The organism is Qipengyuania algicida (assembly GCF_009828025.1).
GTDB lineage: Bacteria > Pseudomonadota > Alphaproteobacteria > Sphingomonadales > Sphingomonadaceae > Qipengyuania > Qipengyuania algicida.
This window is the reverse complement of the sequence record NZ_WTYA01000002.1, coordinates 303,562-320,451: the sequence shown is the minus strand read 5'-3', so window position 1 is coordinate 320,451 and position 16,890 is coordinate 303,562. Positions and strand designations below refer to the sequence as shown.

Genomic DNA, 16,890 nt, shown 5'->3' with positions numbered 1-16,890 from the left:
GGGCCACATTATGATCCGCCGCTTGCTTCCCGCACTTCTCGCCGCCAGCGTGCTCGCCGGTATCGGCCCTGCCCAGGCCCAGGACGCAGGTGGCGACAAGGTTCAGATGGTGATCCGCTACGGCAACGATCCGGCACCCAAGCCCGAAGGCAACGAGATCGTGGTCGTCGCGCGCTTGCCAGAGGCGGACCGCTATCGCATTCCCAAGGAGTTGCGCGATTCTGACGATCCGCAGAACACGTCCTGGACATCGCGTGTGCAAAGCCTTGAGTTCGTCGGCAATTTCGGGACGCTGTCATGCTCGCCTGTGGGCGCTGGCGGCTCAACTGGCTGCACGCAGGAAATGATCCGCAAGGCTTATGCCGACAAGAGCGCTTCGCCATCGGTGCGTTTCGGCGAATTGATTGCGGCGGCGCGCAAGCAGCGACTGGCTTCGATCGACAAGGACGCTACCGAAGAGCAGGCACGGGTCGAGCAGCTCGAGAAGGAATATATGGAGCGCATGGGCAAATCGACCACATCCCCGTCGCCAGCATCCCCGCCGGTGGTGGTGGCAAGCGAGAAACCCGCCGACGGCGGACAAGATCAGAAGTAGCTGAATTACAGGCTTAACATCTCCTCCGAAGCTAACACCGCTTTTGGGGGATAAGGGGTCGTGAACAAAATACCGGTGATCGTCAGGACGCGTCCCGAAGCAATCGAGCTATTTCCGGTGGTGCACGCCTTGCGGGACGATCCACGGTTCGATTGCGTTGTTTGCCACCGGACAGCACCGCGAGATGGTCGACGATGTGCTCGACTTCGCGGGTGCCGGCTCGATGCGATGCACGCGGGGCAATCGCTGGATGATCTGATGGCAGCCCCAAGGGCGTAGCGAAGCAGGCCATTGCTTATCCAGTTTGGCGGCAAACGCCCACGGGTTCTCGTAGTCGAGAGACGAGTGGGGCCTTTCCCGGTTGTAGTCCTACACTCAGACGGCGAATTCGATCCGGGCATGTGCCAGACTCATGAACAATATCTCGTTGAGAAGCTCGTCACGCATGCGTCAGTTGAAGCTGTCGACGTAGCCATTTTTGCATCGGCTTGCTTGGGGCGATATATTGCCGCTCTTCGCCGATCTCGTCGCATCATCGACCACGTTAAGTACCCGGAGCCGCCTGCCTGATGCCATCTGGTCGTGAATGGACTCGTGGCGCATTGTAGAGGGGCGCGTAGAGCCTAACTCCAGGCTCCAGCGCTGATTCGGCAAGTAGGCACCGGAGCCGGTGCCTACTTGCCGACAGCACCCCTGCTGCTTCTTCGTCGCCCATTGCTCACGTGGGTCTTCTTCCGCTTGATTATAATTCCCTCCCGGTGCAGCAGGATGTGCAGACGCTGATAACCGAACCGACGACGCTGGTTGGCAAGCTCGCGTAGCTTCTCTCTGAACCCAGCATCAATTTTCCGCGTCAAGCGGGAGCGCGTGCTCTTGCGATCGGCATCGATGAAACGGCACGCCCGCCGTTCGCTTATCCCGTGGCAGGTCTGGAGATGAGCTACAGCTTCCCGCATGGCTGTGGGCGCCAGAACTATTTGCCAAATGATCCGTCAGCGCTACGTTGTCCCACATCGTGTCGGTCAGCAGTCTTCGCTCCCGCCTTCGCCTGCTTCAGCATCCCGATAATCTGCTCTTCGGAAAACCTCCTTCTCTTCATATCGTCCGTCCGTCTCGTAGGGCCGGACTCTAATCCAACTTGGAGGAAAAGCAGGGGGTCACGAAACCGCAGCTGCCGATCGATCGCGTTCCAACTTCAGTATTTGGACGGGACGTCGTTTCATCGCGTGCCGCAGCGAAATCGCCAGAATATGCCGTTGTTGATCGCACGGCTGGCCTAAGGACGCAGTTCGCACATGCCTAAATCAGTCGCATTCCCGTCAAAACACGCCATTCTGCTTCAGTGAGATCGCCGCGCCTCAAACCCGCCTCCAAAGGGCAGCTTTGCATCAACCAACCAGCGCAACGTCAACCAACTTGTCCACGCCGCCTGACTTAAAGAAGACAGTTCAATGGAGTTGGTTGATTGGCCAGCTTTCGTAGATTAGGACGATTTTTTGCCAGCCATATCTTGGACTTGAAATATCCAAGTGGTCTTTGTTGAATGTTTCGATTCTTTTGAAAAGCATGCTGGTTCAAGACTGCCGAGCTCGATATGAATCAATCTAAGGGTATTTGAATGCGAGTTTTCGTTACCGGCGGCGCAGGGTTCATTGGCTCCGCGTTGGTCCGTCAGCTTGTCGTGCAGGGGGAGCACCAGGTTCTCAATTACGATAAACTAACTTACGCGGGCTCCCTTTCAACGGTCGCTGACGCAGCTAAGAGCAAGAACTACCGATTTGTCCACGGCGACGTATGTGACGCTAAGTCTGTTGGCGAGGCGCTAGCGAGCTTCCGCCCTAACGTGATCACGCATCTTGCTGCTGAAACCCATGTCGATCGCTCTATCGATGGCCCCCGCACATTTGTGGAAACAAATTTGGTCGGAACCTTCACGATGCTCGAGGCGGCTCGTGCCTATTGGGACGGCTTGGACAGTGAAGATCGAAGAAAATTTCGATTTCACCACATATCCACCGACGAAGTATATGGTTCTTTAGGTCCAACTGGGCTTTTTACGGAAAATACGCCGTACGATCCGCGCTCACCGTACTCGGCGTCAAAGGCCGGGTCTGATCACTTGGTTTCGGCTTGGGGCCATACTTACGATTTGCCCATTCTCATATCAAACTGCTCAAACAATTATGGGCCCTACCATTTCCCTGAGAAACTCATTCCACTCATGATTCTGCGAGCTTTGGAGGGTCAGGAATTACCGGTTTACGGGATGGGTGAGCAAATTCGAGACTGGCTCTACGTGGCTGATCATGCGCGCGCACTGCAAATGATTTTCGAAAGTGGAATTCCAGGCCGTAGTTACAACATCGGCGGTAAATGTGAAAAAAAGAACATAGAAGTCGTCAGGGCTTTGTGTGCTATCCTTGATGAACTCGTGCCAAAGCCTGACCGTAGTTCATACAGTGATCAAATTGCGTTCGTTGAAGACCGTCCGGGGCATGATATGCGCTATGCAATCGATACTAAAAGAATTGAAGACGAGTTGGGTTGGCATCCGGAAGAGAGTTTTGAAAGCGGTCTTCGCAAGACTGTCTTGTGGTATTTGGCTAACGAGCGCTGGTGGCGCCCGCTTTTGACAGCCAGAGCCACAAAACGGCGAGGTGCCACTGTTTTTTCAGACTGAATTCCCGATTATCTGAAAACACTGAGATTACGTATTGGAGTTTGCAGTGCTTCCACGACAAGGCGGAGTCCGAGGACATTCTCGCGCGAATCAGATTCGATTTAATTTCCCTTATTGGCTGCTTTGCGCATTTTTCACGGTACTTTGGCTTGCTGGCGGATCCTCACGAGCCGATGCCTCTGGTCAGGTCATCGTCCGTGCCAGCGCATGGCTTATCGTGCTTGTTATGATTTTGCTTGGAATGAAGCCTGTATGGCGCCGTTCGCCTCCTGTTTTTGTCATTCTCCTCGCGACTATTACAATTGTCGCCATTCAACTCTTGCCTCTTCCGCCAGCTTTGTGGACTTCGTTACCGGGAAGAGCGATGCTTCAGGCAGCGGCCCAGGCAAGTGGAGAGCTTCAGCCTTGGAGACCTATTGCGATAGTCCCGTCTGCGGCTGTCAATGCTTTATCTTCGCTTGTAGTACCTTTAGTTGTAGTAATTCTGATTTCACAACTACCTACAGGCCGCCAAAGGAGCCTTCTCGAATTCGTGTTTTTTCTTGTACTTGGTGGAGCTTTTCTGGGTTTGTTGCAAATATCTGGTGCTCATTTCAAAAACCCATTTTATTTCAGCATATCCGGCGAAATCAGCGGATGCTTTGCGAACCGAAATCATTTTGCGCTTTTTATCTCAATCGGGTGCATACTGACACTCGTTTGGGCGTTTGCGGAAAGTAAACACCAGCGTTGGAGAATTATGGCCTGCTCTGCACTCATCCCGTTCTTCGTGCTTATTGTACTGGGAACCGGATCGAGAATGGGAATCCTTACTTGCGTAAGCGGCGTGGTACTCGGCTTGCTGGCAGTCAGAACTCAATTTGCAAAAGCTCTAGGTAAGATACCCAAGCGGTCGAAATTGTTTATCATTGGCGTGTTCCTTCTGGCGCTGGCGACGATAATCGGCTTGAGCATTTTTCTTGATCGAGCTGTAGCTCTTAATCGCTTGACAGAGATGCATGCGGGCCAAGACTTACGAGTTAAGGCTCTTCCAGTCATCCTTAAGATGATTTCAGCCTATTTCCCGGTTGGCTCAGGCTTTGGTGGGTTCGATCCAGTTTATCGGATTTGGGAGCCCGACAGCCTGCTGAGCCCACTTTATCTCAACCATGCGCACGACGACTGGCTTGAAGTCATTCTTAGTGGAGGGATTTTGGCGCTTCTGCTGCTCGCCGCATCGGTGATTTGGTGGGCATTGGCAAGTATACGAGCTTGGCGTGCTCATGGCCCTGGGTCAACTTTGCCTAAAGTCGGATCGGGAGCTTTAGGTTTAGTGTTGGTTGCTAGCATAACTGACTATCCGGCACGAACACCTATGATTATGGCTATAATTACGATTGCCGCATTTTGGCTTGGAGGCGCAAGTAGAACTAAGGATCGGCCATAGAAATTGGAAGTTTGGTTTCAGCGTATACTGTATTTGGGAATTGACGAGGCGCGACTCCGAGAAAGTCAGGCATCTCGGCCTTCGATAATTCCGTCGCCGCTTTGAAATTTTTCATGATTGGCACGACGTTCATCAACATCTCTTCGTCGATCGTCCGTGCGTGTATGTTCGGCAAAGTCTCGCCGAGCGTCTCCGTTACTGAAATTGTGAATGGTCTGAATCCGATGTCTCTAATAATTTCCAGTGAAGCCTTGCGCCGGTTTGATGCCGATCGCTGGGTGTGATGGGTGGAGCGTATTGCGGGTGCACTGCTACCCAACCTTGGACCGCTCGGGCCTGGAGTTTTCCGCCTTTCTCAGATCCGGTGGGCTGGTTTCACCGGCTGAGTTTGCCAGCATGATCGGGGGGATATTCCCGATCGCGCTGTGCGGTCGCTCTTCGTTGTAGTGTCTACGCCACGCCTCCAGCTTTTCGCAAGCATCTTGCAACGACAGGAACCAGTGGGCGTTCAGGCACTCGCTGCGCAGCTTGCTGTTGAACGCTTCGATGAACGCATTGTCTGTGGGCTTGCCAGGGCGGGAGACCCGAAGGGCGGCGCAGCCAACTCCAGGATCACACCGCGCTGGTAAGCCCACAGATCCATGTCCCGCGAGATGAACTCGCTGCCATTGTCCACCCTGATAGTCTTCGGATAGCCGACCTTCCTGCATGCCTGTTCCAGCGTGGCAACCACGTCCTCACCGCGATAGCTGAACCGGGGATCGATCACCGGCGATAGCCGGGAGAACGTGTCGACCACTGTCAGGATGCGCAACTTGCGACCAGTCGCCAGCTCATCGTGCACGAAGTCCATTGCCCAGACATCGTTCGGCCTGATCGCCGGCGCCCGATCCTCCCGTAGCTTCGCCTTGACCCGCCGCTTGGGCGTCTTGTTCCGCAGCTGCAGGCCCAACTCCCTGTAAAGCCTGTAGACCTTCTTCAGGTTCACGCACCAACCGTCCCGGTGCAGGATGTAATACACACGCCGATAGCCGTAGCGGACATGCGTCTCGCAGATATCCTTGATACGCTTCTTCAGAAAGGCCGGATCGGTACGACGGGACTGGTAGTGATAACTGGAAGTGTCGAACGGCAGTGCCCGGCAGGCCCTCCGGATCGACACGCCCCAGTCCGCCAGCATCCCGTCGACCAGCTCGCGCTTCCGATCCGGCCTCAGAGCGTTGGCCGCGCTTCGCTTGGCCGCCTGCGGCTCCGGCGGATGACGTCCTGCAACATCTCCCGATCCAGGGTCAGATCGGCAACGATCTTCTTCAACCGTCCGTTCTCGTCTTCCAGCTCACGCATCCGCCGCATCTCCGACGGCATCAGGCCAGCATATTTCTTCTTCCAGTTGAAGTAAGTCGCCTGGCTGATGCCTGCCTTGCGGCAGATCTCCGCCACCGGCGTGCCTTCCTCGCCTTGCTTGATGACGAACGCCTTCTGCGCGTCAGTGAACTTCGATGCGTTGGCTTCGCCTGCCTTCGGCTCATGCCGTAACTCCTAGTCCAGCCAAGGATGTCTACGGCGGAAAACTCTAACTGCGAATGGTCCAAAATTCAGGTGGCAGAGCACTCCATGTTTGATGGGATGGTAACGTGTCTGGGGGCAGGCCCCAGGCACGTGCGGCGCCGACCTCACTCGGAACTTTTGCCCGATGACATGAAGTCGTTCCCATGAACTGGCCGTTGTCGTTTGGTCATTCGTTCAGTTTGAGCTTCGCTTGAAGAGAATAAGAAGTGTGGCACATATGATTTTCAGGTCATTTATTAAGCTAACGTTGTCCACATACTCCAAATTCAAGGCTAACTTTCTTGGTAGTATATTAGTAATATAGTAAGAATGCGGGTCATCTGAAGATGCTAGCAATCTCTCTTCGTCGATGAACTCCGCTGATGATCGCTCAGTAATGCCGGGCTTCACCGAAAAAACTCGGGCTCTAATATGATCTGGATAGGCTTTAACGAAGATTGGCACTTCGGGCCTTGGTCCGACCAAGCTCATCGCTCCATTGAGAACATCTATAAGCTGCGGCAACTCGTCAATTTTGTACCGTCTTAACTTCGCACCAAGTGGTGTGATCCGAGGATCCCCTAGGGCGGTGACCTTGGAAGCACTAGTCATTTGCTCAACCCGCATGGTCCGAAATTTGTGAATACGGAATGGAACTTCGTCTTTGCCAATACGAATTTGTCGGAAGAAAACGGGACCACTGCTTTCAAGCTTTATTGCTATCGCTATGACCAGGAAGACTGGTAATAGCAAAACAAGACCGAGTAGACTGCCAAAAATATCGAACAGGCGTTTGGACATTAACTTAGGACGGCGTGAAGGGCTTCGATGACTCTTTGTTGGTCATCCTGTGTCATGCGAGTGTATATAGGGATCGAGAACATACTCTGATAGGCGGCTTCGGTCACAGGAAAGTCGCCCGGTAAAAGACCATAGCGGTCGCGCCAGTATGGTTGCCGATGAAGCGGTACATAGTGAACGCTGGTCCCGATGCCTTTGTCAGCAAGTTCGCGAATGACCCAATCTCGCTCAACCGCATTGGCAATCGCTTCATCGCTCAACCGCACAACATACAAATGCCACGCGTGCGTGTCGCCGGTCGGCGACTGCGCCGGAAGCACGAGAGGCAAATGGGCGAGTTCTTCGTGATAGCGCTGTGCTAGAACAGTACGCCGTTCTAGAAACTCAGGTAATCGCTTGAGTTGCTCGATACCAATCGCCGATGCCAGGTCTGTGAGGTTGTATTTGAACCCCGGAGCCACAACCTCATAATACCAGCTCGGCCTCTCCGATCGAAATCGCTCGAAAGCATCGCGGTCAATTCCGTGCAGCCGCATGATCTTCATGCGCTTTGCAAGCTCCTTCGAGCGGGTAACGATCATACCGCCCTCGCCGGTCGTCATCGTCTTATTAGCGTAAAAGCTGAAAACGGTAATATCGCTATCGAGCGTACCAATGAGCTTTCCTTTACAGGTCGTAGGAAGCGCGTGCGCCGCGTCTTCGACTACCGCCACGCCTACCTCGCGCGCAAGTTCTAGTAGGCGCGGCATGTCGCAAGAGATCCCACCGTAATGAACGGGTATGATCGCCTTGGTTCGAGGTGAAATGGCCCTACGCACACTGTCTGGGTCCATTGTTAGAGAATCCCGCATCACCTCTACGAACACCGGATCAGCGCCAAGATACCTGGCGACTTCAGCTGTTGCAGTGAAAGTCAGCGAAGGCACAATGACCTCGTCGCCAACGCCAACTCCAAGCGCCTCAAGGGCGAGATGAAGCCCCGAGGTGGCTGAGTTTACCGCAATTGTTTCAATTTCTTCGCCAAGAAAAGCAGCGAAGTCGCACTCGAAGCGCTTGGTTACTGGGCCTGTTGTCAGCCACCCAGAAGACAGCGCTTTGCAGACGGCCTCCTGCTCGTGCGCTCCGATATCGGGCATGGCGAATGGCAGGAAGGGTTTTGTCAACGGAAAGTCCTCGCGGATTGAGCCGCTAAGGCGGCTTATGCAGCAGCCATATTGCGGGCCTTGTCGTCCATCAAGGGCGCCTCGTCAGGTTTTCTCCTTTGATTACCTTTCCGTGTGTTAGCGAGTGCCGGGTTTCATTCCGGCCCAAGCTAGGCTTTGCTGCTACTTTGCACTATATCCGCCGCACGAAAAGTTTAATGCGGGTCACGTGATGTTCTCGAGAATTTTGTTATTGGTTCAAGACCAAGCCCGGCGAATTATTCATGATTCTCTGGGGCTTCCACGATCTGCCAAGCGGATAATTGTGATTCTGATTGATGCCTGCCTCGCACTAGCGGCAGTGTGGCTGGCATTCTACCTTCGTCTTGGTGCTTGGAACTATCTTTATGGCAGTCAGTGGATTGCCGCACTTCTATCATTATCTGCACTTCCAATATTTTGGTTATTTGGCCTATACAGGGCCTTATTCCGACACATAGGCCTTGAGGCTCTAGTCGGAATTGCCCGAGCATGCTTCGTTTACGCGATGTTTTATTCTGCAGTTTTCCTGCTGCTCGGCGTGCATGGTGTTCCCAGAACAGTGGGCTTGATTCAGCCGCTATTGTATTTTCTTGCTCTTTCAATAAGTCGGATTGCACTGGGCTCGGTTCTCGGCAATATGCAGGTTCGAAGTAATCGCACGAGAGTGCTTATTTACGGGGCCGGCGCCTCTGGGCGGCAACTAGCCTCTGCGGTTATTGGCAGCCGGGAGATGGATTTGCAGGGGTTTGTCGATGACGATCGATTGTTGCAACGGTCAGTCCTCAACGGAAAACACATCTACAGCCCGTCCCTACTTCCAAAGATTGTTGAAAAGCGGGGCATTTCCGACATCCTGCTTGCGATGCCATCTGCAAGCCGAAAGCGACGCGGAGAGATACTTGACCAACTTCGAAAGTTGAACGTCAATGTGCGAACGGTCCCGGGTTTGATGGATCTCGCAAACGGTCGTGTGGAAGTTAATGCGTTGCGACCCTTGGATATCGAGGACCTACTGGGGCGGGATCCTGTTGAGCCAGACGAAGCGTTGTTCGCGCGCCATATTCGAGACAAAGTTGTTATGGTGACGGGGGCAGGCGGTTCTATAGGGAGCGAGCTTTGTCGTCAGATCCTGCGAACGGGTCCTCGTACTTTGATATTATTCGAGCAGAATGAATATTCCCTATACGCGATCGACAGAGAACTCAAGGCAATCGAAACCTGCTTGCGAACGACCCTTGTCCCCCTCCTTGGATCGGTGCGCGACGCCTCCCGTTTGGCGACAATCCTCGATGCTTGGCGGCCAGATACGCTATACCACGCCGCGGCATACAAGCACGTACCTCTGGTCGAGGAGAACATCGCGGAAGGTGTCTGGAATAACGTTTTCGGTACCTATCGCACCGCGCTCGCTGCATGTTCGGCAGGGGTAGAAAATTTCGTGCTCATATCGACAGACAAGGCAGTTAGGCCAACGAATGTGATGGGGGCGACCAAACGCCTTGCGGAACTTTCACTTCAGGCGCTCGCAGAAGAATCTAATGAAACACGCTTTTCCATGGTTCGCTTCGGCAATGTGCTTGGGTCCAGCGGCTCGGTCGTCCCATTGTTTCGTTCGCAGATCTCGCGCGGTGGCCCTCTGACAATTACGCATCCTGAGGTGACGCGCTACTTCATGACAATTCCTGAGGCGGCGCAGCTGGTCATTCAGGCTGGTGCAATGGCTGAAGGCGGGGAAGTGTTTCTGCTGGACATGGGTGAGCCAGTTCGCGTCGCTGACCTTGCTTACAAAATGATTGAGCTGTCGGGCTCGACGGTAAAGGACGACAATAATCCGGATGGGGATATTGAGGTCACGATCGTTGGCTTACGGCCTGGAGAGAAGCTCCACGAGGAGCTGTTGATTGGCGATGATCCGATCGAAACCCGCCACCCACTGATCCTTAAGTCGCGCGAAGCTCACATGAGCATGAGTGAATTTTCAGCGGTTATGCTCGGTCTTGAGGGCGCATTAGAGCGCTTTGATACCCATGCCATTCACGAACTGCTCAAGCGTGCTGTGCCAGAGTTCCGATCATCGGGCGTGATTGATCTCGTGCACATGGTCACTCAGCCGCGCTCCGAGGGTCGGGCGGTGCGGCAAACGGCACAACCCGAGCGTTATGAGGTAGAATGATACAAATCGATCGTCGTAAGGCGCTCGCCTGGACAAGCTCATCGATTGTTTGTGGCGCTTTTATTACGGGTCAAGCTGCTTGTGCTGGCACTGAATTAAGTGTGACTGATTTCGGTGCGAGCGTCACGGCTGATCCTGTTCACAACCGTTCTGCATTTTTGGCTGCAATAGATAAGGTTCCAACTGGGGGCGCGCTTGTTGTCCCGGCGTCCGAAGGTGGAGTGTTTGCAATCGACACGTCCGGAGGGCTAACTGAGGCGCTGGCAATACAGCGCAAAATGCGCATCATATTGAATGGAGGGATCAGGGCCACTCATGGCGAAGTACGTGAAAATCCACCTTACCTCTTTCGGGTCGAAGGGGATGATGTTGCGATTGTGGGCAATGGTTTCATCAGCGGGCCTGGGGCGTCAGATTCACGAAATTTAAAAGCAGACATAAGTCATCCCGGCTTGATATTTGTGACGGGCGACCGGTTCTGTTTCTCAGGCCCTTTGGTCCAAAATGTGCCGAAAATCGGCATCCACTTGTGGAACTGCCGAAATGCGGCAATCAGCGCGACGTGGCGCGGCGGCATCAGGGATTATATCAGAGGCAACACAGCCCTTTTCGGCATCCGCGCAACAGGTGGAGGCGGACATCATATTGTTGGGAATCGATTTGAGCGAGATGACTTAGGTAGAAGATTGATTTCTGGCTATTTTGCCGGCGGCCTTCATGGCGAAACAACCGGAGATGTTATTGAAAAAAACATCGCAGATGTGCATGAAAAATTAGCTTATCTCTATGCGAGCGATGCATTGATCACCGATAATTTGGTTCATGATGCAGTCCAAACTGACATTGTTCGCTTAGTAGGTTCAAGGAACATAGTCGAAAAGTTGAGCGGAAATAGAATAAAGGGCGGAGTTTCTATTTACAATGGGAAAGATAATATAGTTAGAAACTGCAAATTTAGCAATGTGATGCAAGCTGGAATTTACGCATCTTTTCAAGGGGATTATAAAGATAGTATATCTGGCACGGAATTTATTGATAATGAAATTATTGCTGCCAGTCATTCTTCAGAGCTGCAGGATGCCATTTGTATTTATGCCCAATCTGGTCGAGCGTCGAACATTCGAATTGTCGGGAATACCGTTTCGGCTTCCGGAGAGGCATCTTGGCGAAACTGCGTTCGAGTCGTTGGGGTGCCGCCGAATTACGTGTCCGGTGCGGCAATAGTGCGGAACGATCTTGGTGGCGGCAAAAATGGACTAGAGTTGCGACGCCTAGTTGGCGCGCAATTGGAGTACAATCGGATCACAGATCTACGAGGGGGAAATTCACTCGTAGAGATTTCAAGATGAAGTGGTTAGTTGACCCGTCACCGCGGTTGCGTTGCGCAAACAATTTCCTGCTGATAGAGGGCGCTCCAAGGCGGCTCTTTGCGGCAAGATTTTCAATGTATTTATAAGGTCAGTAGTTTGCTCTCGAAGCGATCGCGGGTCGAGGCAATGTATTGCGGATATTTGGAGGGCGCGGTTGTGACGCTTGAGGATGCGAGGGTCGGTGTCGTTGGCTTGGGGTATGTCGGACTACCACTCGCGGTAGAGTTTGGAAGAAGCCGGGAAGTTGTCGGTTTCGACACAAATCGCGAGCGTGTTGCTCAGCTTGAAAGCGGTTACGACGTGACGCGAGAAGTTGCGGGCGCATCTCTTGCGGGCGCCCGCTTTTTGAGCTTTTCTGCAGATGCTGCTGACCTTGAGCAATGCTCAATCTTGATAGTGACCGTTCCGACGCCGATTGATGGTGCTAATCGACCTGACCTTAGGCCGCTATTAAAGGCTACCGAAACGGTCGCAAGCGTACTCAAGGCTGGCGATATCGTGATTTATGAATCCACGGTCTATCCCGGGTGTACTGAAGAACAATGTGTCCCTGTCCTTGAGGCAATCTCGGGTCTTCAATACAATAAAGATTTTTTTTGTGGATATAGCCCGGAAAGAGTCAACCCTGGAGACAAGATTAATACTCTGACCAGGATTAAAAAGATAACGAGCGGATCGACACCTGAAGTCGCCAAAATAATTGATAATCTTTATTCTTCAATAATATTAGCAGGGACCTACCCAGCTTCTGCAATTCGCGTGGCGGAGGCTGCAAAGGTCATCGAGAATGCCCAGCGAGACTTGAATATTGCATTCGTAAATGAGTTGTCTGTCATATTCGAACGTCTCGGAATTGATACGATTGAGGTCCTCGAGGCGGCTGGCAGTAAGTGGAATTTCCTTCCTTATCGTCCTGGTATGGTTGGCGGGCATTGTATCGGGGTTGATCCATACTACCTCACGCATAAAGCTGAGGAAATGGGTTACCATCCGCAAGTCATTCTCGCAGGTCGCCGCATCAACGACAATATGGCGCGCTATGTAGCGCGTAAGGTTGTGCAGATGATGTTGTCTCATAAGCAGCCGATACTAGGTAATCGAGTTGGGATCCTTGGAGTTACTTTCAAAGAGAATTGCCCGGATATTAGGAACAGTAAGGTAGTCGATCTGATTGCCGAGCTGCATCGCTGGAACGTAGAAACGGTAGTCGTTGACCCGTGGTGTGATTCGGATGAGCTTTACCGTGAGACCGGCCTTCGGTTAGGCAGCATCAGCGCAGCCGAGCCGGTGGACGCGCTTGTCGTCGCTGTCGGGCACAATGAATATCGCAGCATGTCACCTTCACAATTGAGGGAGATATGTCCCGGGGATGGTGCAGTTTTGGCCGACGTAAAATCGCTTTATAACAGGCACTTGTTGGCCGAGGCGGGCTTCAATGTATTTAGACTTTGAGGGGCAGCAATGCTGACTGGAATGAATGGAAGGCCACTTGCGATTGTCGGACGCAAGATCCGTATCGCTGTGATCGGCTGCGGGCGTATTTCCAAAAATCATTTCGGAGCGATCGAGGCTTATCCGGAGGATTTCGAAATCGTCGCTGTCTGCGACGTGATGCAGGATCTGGCGCAAGAGGCGGCCGACAAGTATGGCTGTATCGCTTTCACCGATCTTGAGCTTATGCTCGAGCAATGCAAGCCTGACGTGGTTTCGCTGTGTACACCTAGTGGTTTGCATCCTGCCCATACGATTGCTGTAGCGCGCCATGGCGCGCATGTGGTGACCGAAAAACCAATGGCCACTCGTTGGCGAGATGGCTTGAATATGGTTGGCGCTTGCGACCGAGCGGGAGTATACCTTTTCGTCGTCAAACAGAACCGCCGCAACGCGACCTTGCAATTGCTTAAAAGGGCAATTGATGATGGGCGATTTGGCCGAATTCACTTGGTCCATGTTAATGTCTTATGGGCGAGGGACCAGGCTTACTATGATCAAGCGGACTGGCGCGGCACCTGGGAATTTGATGGTGGTGCCTTCATGAATCAGGCTAGCCACTACGTGGACCTGTTCGAATGGCTCTTTGGGCCAGTTGACAAGGTTCAGGCTATGATGTCGACAACTCGAAAGATCGAATCCGAGGACACTGGCGTCCTAAATGTGCACTGGCGCAGTGGAGCGCTGGGTTCCATGGCCGTGACCATGTTGACCTATCCAAAGAACTTGGAGGGAAGCATTACAGTAGTGGGCGAGACAGGCACGGTGCGCGTAGGCGGACTTGCGGTAAACGACGTGCAGCACTGGGCGTTTGCTGACGAACGTGACTATGATGAGCAAGTTCAAAATGCTTCTTACGCAACTACTTCGGTATATGGCTTTGGCCATCCTCTCTATTATCAGAATGTTGTCGATACTTTGCGTGGCAAAGACTTGCCCCATACTGATGGAAGAGAAGGGCTCAAGTCGCTAGAGCTGCTCGTGGCCGCCTACCGTAGCGCAAGAGACGGTGTGACCGTTTCCCTGCCACTAGAGCGATGATCCGATCATTGTGATGCCAGAAGAACTGATTCACCCAACAGCAGTTGTTGACCCTGGCGCGACGATCGGCCGAGGCACGCGCGTCTGGCATTGGACGCATGTGTGCAGTGGAGCTCGCATCGGCACCGACTCTTCGCTCGGCCAAGGTGTTTTTGTAGCCAATAACGTGATGATTGGAAATCGAGTTCGGATCCAGAACAACGTTAGTGTCTATGACGCCGTAACGCTTGAGGACGACGTATTTTGTGGGCCGTCAATGGTTTTCACCAACGTTTACAATCCGCGCTCAGAAGTCAGTCGCAAGACGGAATATCGTACGACATTGGTTGAACGAGGGGCGACATTGGGTGCAAACTGCACCATCGTTTGTGGGACAACAATTGGTCGCTATGCTTTCGTTGGAGCAGGCGCGGTCGTAACGACAGATGTCGTACCTTACGCCCTTGTTGTTGGGGTGCCGGCGCGACAAATCGGTTGGATGAGCCGATTTGGTGAACGGCTTGATCTCCCGCTTGACGGATGTGCATTGGCGCGTTGCCCTGCAACCGGTGAAGCCTATCGCCTTAATGGTGGCCGAATTGTGGAGGATCCCTCTTGATGCGTTTCATCGATCTGCACAGCCAGTATGACGCCCTAAGAACGTCTATCCACAGCAGGATCGACCAAGTACTCGCCCATGGTCAGTATATTATGGGGCCAGAAGTTGTAGAACTTGAAGGCAGGCTAGCAAATTTCACCGGCGCCAATCACTGTATTACGGTTGCGAGCGGGACTGAGGCACTTCTTATCTCGCTCATGGCACTAGGCATTGGTCCCGGTGATGAAGTCATTACGACGCCTTTCACATTCGTGGCGACCGCAGAAGTGATCGTTCTGTTGGGGGCGCGCCCAATCTTCGTCGATGTTGAGTCTGACACCTGCAATATCGATCCCGATCAGATCGCTCGGCGAATTGGCCCAAAAACCAAGGCGATTGTACCTGTTAGTCTCTATGGCCAGATTGCGAATATGGATGAGGTCGCTGCCGTTGCGCAGCCTCTCGGTATTCCCGTAATCGAAGACGGCGCTCAAAGTTTCGGAGCGTTGTATCGTGGCCGGAGGAGCTGTGCCACCTCGCTTGTGGGCTGCACGAGCTTTTTCCCAAGCAAACCTCTGGGATGTTATGGCGATGGCGGCGCGATATTCACTGACGACCCCGATCTTGCGCACGCAATGCGTGAGATTCGTACTCATGGACAGTCGGATCGCTACTATCACACCCGGGTTGGCGTAGGCGGGCGAATGGACACACTGCAGTGTGCGGTTGTGCTTGCAAAGTTGGAACGTTTCGATTGGGAAATCGAGCGTAGGCAATTTCTCGGACAGTATTACAGCGAACGACTGTCAGGCATCGGTGTGAGTCCAGTAACGGTTCGCTCCGATCGAACATGTGTTTGGGGGCAATATACCGTTTTCATCAAACACCGGGATCGCGTTCGGGAAAAGCTGCAGGCGATGGGAGTTCCCACTGCGGTTCACTATCCCCGGCCACTTCATAGGCAGCCAGCCTACGAAAAATGCGACCCCCATGCATGGGTTCCGAACAGTGAAGAAGTTGCGAGTATGGTGATGAGCTTGCCGATGGGCGCGGATCTAAGCAGGGAAGATCAGAACCGTGTCATAGATGCTCTGAGTATCGCAATAGAGGAAGTAGGTGAATGACGCGACGCAAAGGCATAATTTTGGCGGGTGGTTCCGGTACTAGGCTGTTCCCGGCGACCAAGGGTGTCTCAAAGCAGCTGCTGACCGTCTATGACAAACCGCTGATCTATTATCCTCTCTCCGTCCTTATGCTTGCAGGCATACGCGAAATTCTGATCATTACTACACCGGAAGATCTTGAAATTTTCCGGCGCGTTTTTGGAGACGGTCGTGATTACGGGATTTGTATCGAGTACGCTATTCAGGCGCGCCCCGATGGCTTGGCTCAAGCATTCATTTTGGGCGAAGAGTTTATCGGTCAAGACCCAGTTTGCCTGATCCTCGGCGACAATCTATTTTTTGGTCAGGGGCTCACGGAATTGCTCAAGGGTGCAGATGCACGCGACAAGGGTTCAACGATATTCGGATACCGAGTGACCGATCCCGAAAGATTTGGTGTGGTCGAATTTGACAAATCGATGCGCGTCATGTCAATCGAGGAAAAGCCCCAAGAGCCGCGATCGCAGTTTGCGGTAACTGGTCTTTACTTCTATGATAATGATGTGGTTGAGATCGCGAAGGCGGTCAAGCCGTCCGGGCGGGGCGAGCTTGAAATTACGAGTGTTAATCAAGCTTATCTTGAGCGTGGTGATCTTAAGGTTGAATTGCTTGGACGAGGCTTCGCCTGGTTAGATACGGGCACCCACGAAAGCCTTCTGGAGGCATCACACTTCGTGCAGACAGTTGAAACTCGGCAGGGTTTGAAGATCGCATGCTTGGAGGAAATTGCATTCCGGCGTGGCTGGCTTGAGCGCAATGTACTGTTGGCCTCTGGGCGGGCTATGAAGAACAGTTCATATGGGCAGTATCTGCTCGAATTGGCGCATGAACCAAGGTGACG

General features: G+C 53.0%; 13 protein-coding genes and 2 pseudogenes. 11 read left to right on the top strand and 4 right to left on the bottom strand.

Features of this window, described 5'->3' with window-relative positions:
- The first annotated feature begins 10 nt into the window (after positions 1 to 10).
- Positions 11 to 595, top strand: a complete 585-nt coding sequence (locus tag GRI58_RS03975; RefSeq protein ID WP_202386772.1) for a hypothetical protein — start codon at positions 11 to 13, stop codon at positions 593 to 595.
- 264 nt (positions 596 to 859) lie between these two features.
- Here the strand turns inward: GRI58_RS03975 and GRI58_RS03970 are convergent.
- Positions 860 to 1,694, bottom strand: a pseudogene (locus GRI58_RS03970) (integrase core domain-containing protein); the annotation flags it as partial.
- 519 nt (positions 1,695 to 2,213) lie between these two features.
- Between GRI58_RS03970 and rfbB the strand changes: the two are divergent.
- From rfbB to GRI58_RS03955, 3 genes are all read left to right on the top strand, one after another.
- Positions 2,214 to 3,275, top strand: coding sequence for a dTDP-glucose 4,6-dehydratase (gene rfbB, locus GRI58_RS03965; RefSeq protein ID WP_160752264.1), 1,062 nt, complete (start codon positions 2,214 to 2,216; stop codon positions 3,273 to 3,275).
- 34 nt (positions 3,276 to 3,309) lie between these two features.
- Entirely contained in the window at positions 3,310 to 4,701 is a 1,392-nt protein-coding gene (locus GRI58_RS03960; protein ID WP_160752263.1) for an O-antigen ligase family protein, read from the top strand.
- 113 nt (positions 4,702 to 4,814) lie between these two features.
- A complete protein-coding gene (locus GRI58_RS03955) occupies positions 4,815 to 4,985 on the top strand; it encodes a hypothetical protein (protein ID WP_160752262.1) in 171 nt (56 codons plus the stop codon).
- Positions 4,986 to 5,012: 27 nt separating this feature from the next.
- Here the strand turns inward: GRI58_RS03955 and GRI58_RS03950 are convergent.
- The 3 genes and pseudogenes from GRI58_RS03950 to GRI58_RS03940 all read right to left on the bottom strand — a co-directional run bounded on the left by GRI58_RS03950 (position 5,013) and on the right by GRI58_RS03940 (position 8,213).
- Positions 5,013 to 6,168 (bottom strand): annotated as a pseudogene (locus tag GRI58_RS03950) (IS3 family transposase).
- A 276-nt stretch (positions 6,169 to 6,444) separates the two neighbouring features.
- Entirely contained in the window at positions 6,445 to 7,050 is a 606-nt protein-coding gene (locus GRI58_RS03945; protein WP_160752261.1) for a sugar transferase, read from the bottom strand.
- Positions 7,050 to 8,213: a DegT/DnrJ/EryC1/StrS family aminotransferase gene (locus GRI58_RS03940; protein ID WP_272916321.1), complete on the bottom strand. Its 1,164-nt coding sequence runs from the start codon at positions 8,211 to 8,213 to the stop codon at positions 7,050 to 7,052. Before GRI58_RS03940 ends, GRI58_RS03945 begins: the two co-directional genes overlap by 1 nt.
- A gap of 526 nt (positions 8,214 to 8,739) precedes the next feature.
- Here GRI58_RS03940 and GRI58_RS03935 point away from each other — a divergent pair.
- The 7 genes from GRI58_RS03935 (at position 8,740) to rfbA (ending at position 16,888) form a co-directional block, all read left to right on the top strand.
- A complete protein-coding gene (locus GRI58_RS03935) occupies positions 8,740 to 10,407 on the top strand; it encodes a polysaccharide biosynthesis protein (RefSeq protein WP_419957018.1) in 1,668 nt (555 codons plus the stop codon).
- Complete coding sequence (locus tag GRI58_RS03930) at positions 10,404 to 11,756, top strand: right-handed parallel beta-helix repeat-containing protein (RefSeq protein ID WP_160752260.1); 1,353 nt, start codon at positions 10,404 to 10,406, stop codon at positions 11,754 to 11,756. The genes GRI58_RS03935 and GRI58_RS03930 overlap by 4 nt, the downstream gene beginning before the upstream one ends.
- Positions 11,757 to 11,933: 177 nt before the next feature.
- A complete protein-coding gene (locus GRI58_RS03925) occupies positions 11,934 to 13,229 on the top strand; it encodes a nucleotide sugar dehydrogenase (protein WP_160752259.1) in 1,296 nt (431 codons plus the stop codon).
- Positions 13,230 to 13,238: 9 nt separating this feature from the next.
- Positions 13,239 to 14,309: a Gfo/Idh/MocA family protein gene (locus GRI58_RS03920; protein WP_272916320.1), complete on the top strand. Its 1,071-nt coding sequence runs from the start codon at positions 13,239 to 13,241 to the stop codon at positions 14,307 to 14,309.
- Between the two features lie 13 nt (positions 14,310 to 14,322).
- On the top strand, positions 14,323 to 14,907 hold the full coding sequence (locus GRI58_RS03915) for a DapH/DapD/GlmU-related protein (protein WP_160752258.1): 585 nt from the start codon (positions 14,323 to 14,325) through the stop codon (positions 14,905 to 14,907).
- Positions 14,907 to 16,010 (top strand): DegT/DnrJ/EryC1/StrS family aminotransferase, encoded by a 1,104-nt coding sequence (locus GRI58_RS03910; RefSeq protein WP_160752257.1) that lies wholly within the window; start codon positions 14,907 to 14,909, stop codon positions 16,008 to 16,010. Before GRI58_RS03915 ends, GRI58_RS03910 begins: the two co-directional genes overlap by 1 nt.
- Positions 16,007 to 16,888 carry a glucose-1-phosphate thymidylyltransferase RfbA gene (gene rfbA / locus GRI58_RS03905; RefSeq protein ID WP_160752256.1) on the top strand — a complete coding sequence of 294 codons (882 nt, stop codon included), beginning with the start codon at positions 16,007 to 16,009 and terminating at the stop codon, positions 16,886 to 16,888. The genes GRI58_RS03910 and rfbA overlap by 4 nt, the downstream gene beginning before the upstream one ends.
- Positions 16,889 to 16,890: the final 2 nt, after the last annotated feature.

Bases quoted from the DNA above. Each gene is read 5' to 3' on its own strand.
- GRI58_RS03935 (WP_419957018.1), top strand. From the start codon at position 8,740: ATGTTTTATTCTGCAGTTTTCCTGCTGCTCGGCGTGCATGGTGTTCCC.
- rfbB (WP_160752264.1), top strand. From the start codon at position 2,214: ATGCGAGTTTTCGTTACCGGCGGCGCAGGGTTCATTGGCTCCGCGTTG.
- GRI58_RS03975 (WP_202386772.1), top strand. From the start codon at position 11: ATGATCCGCCGCTTGCTTCCCGCACTTCTCGCCGCCAGCGTGCTCGCC.
- GRI58_RS03915 (WP_160752258.1), top strand. From the start codon at position 14,323: ATGCCAGAAGAACTGATTCACCCAACAGCAGTTGTTGACCCTGGCGCG.
- rfbA (WP_160752256.1), top strand. From the start codon at position 16,007: ATGACGCGACGCAAAGGCATAATTTTGGCGGGTGGTTCCGGTACTAGG.
- GRI58_RS03930 (WP_160752260.1), top strand. From the start codon at position 10,404: ATGATACAAATCGATCGTCGTAAGGCGCTCGCCTGGACAAGCTCATCG.
- GRI58_RS03955 (WP_160752262.1), top strand. From the start codon at position 4,815: ATGATTGGCACGACGTTCATCAACATCTCTTCGTCGATCGTCCGTGCG.
- GRI58_RS03945 (WP_160752261.1), bottom strand. From the start codon at position 7,050: ATGTCCAAACGCCTGTTCGATATTTTTGGCAGTCTACTCGGTCTTGTT.
- GRI58_RS03920 (WP_272916320.1), top strand. From the start codon at position 13,239: ATGCTGACTGGAATGAATGGAAGGCCACTTGCGATTGTCGGACGCAAG.
- GRI58_RS03910 (WP_160752257.1), top strand. From the start codon at position 14,907: ATGCGTTTCATCGATCTGCACAGCCAGTATGACGCCCTAAGAACGTCT.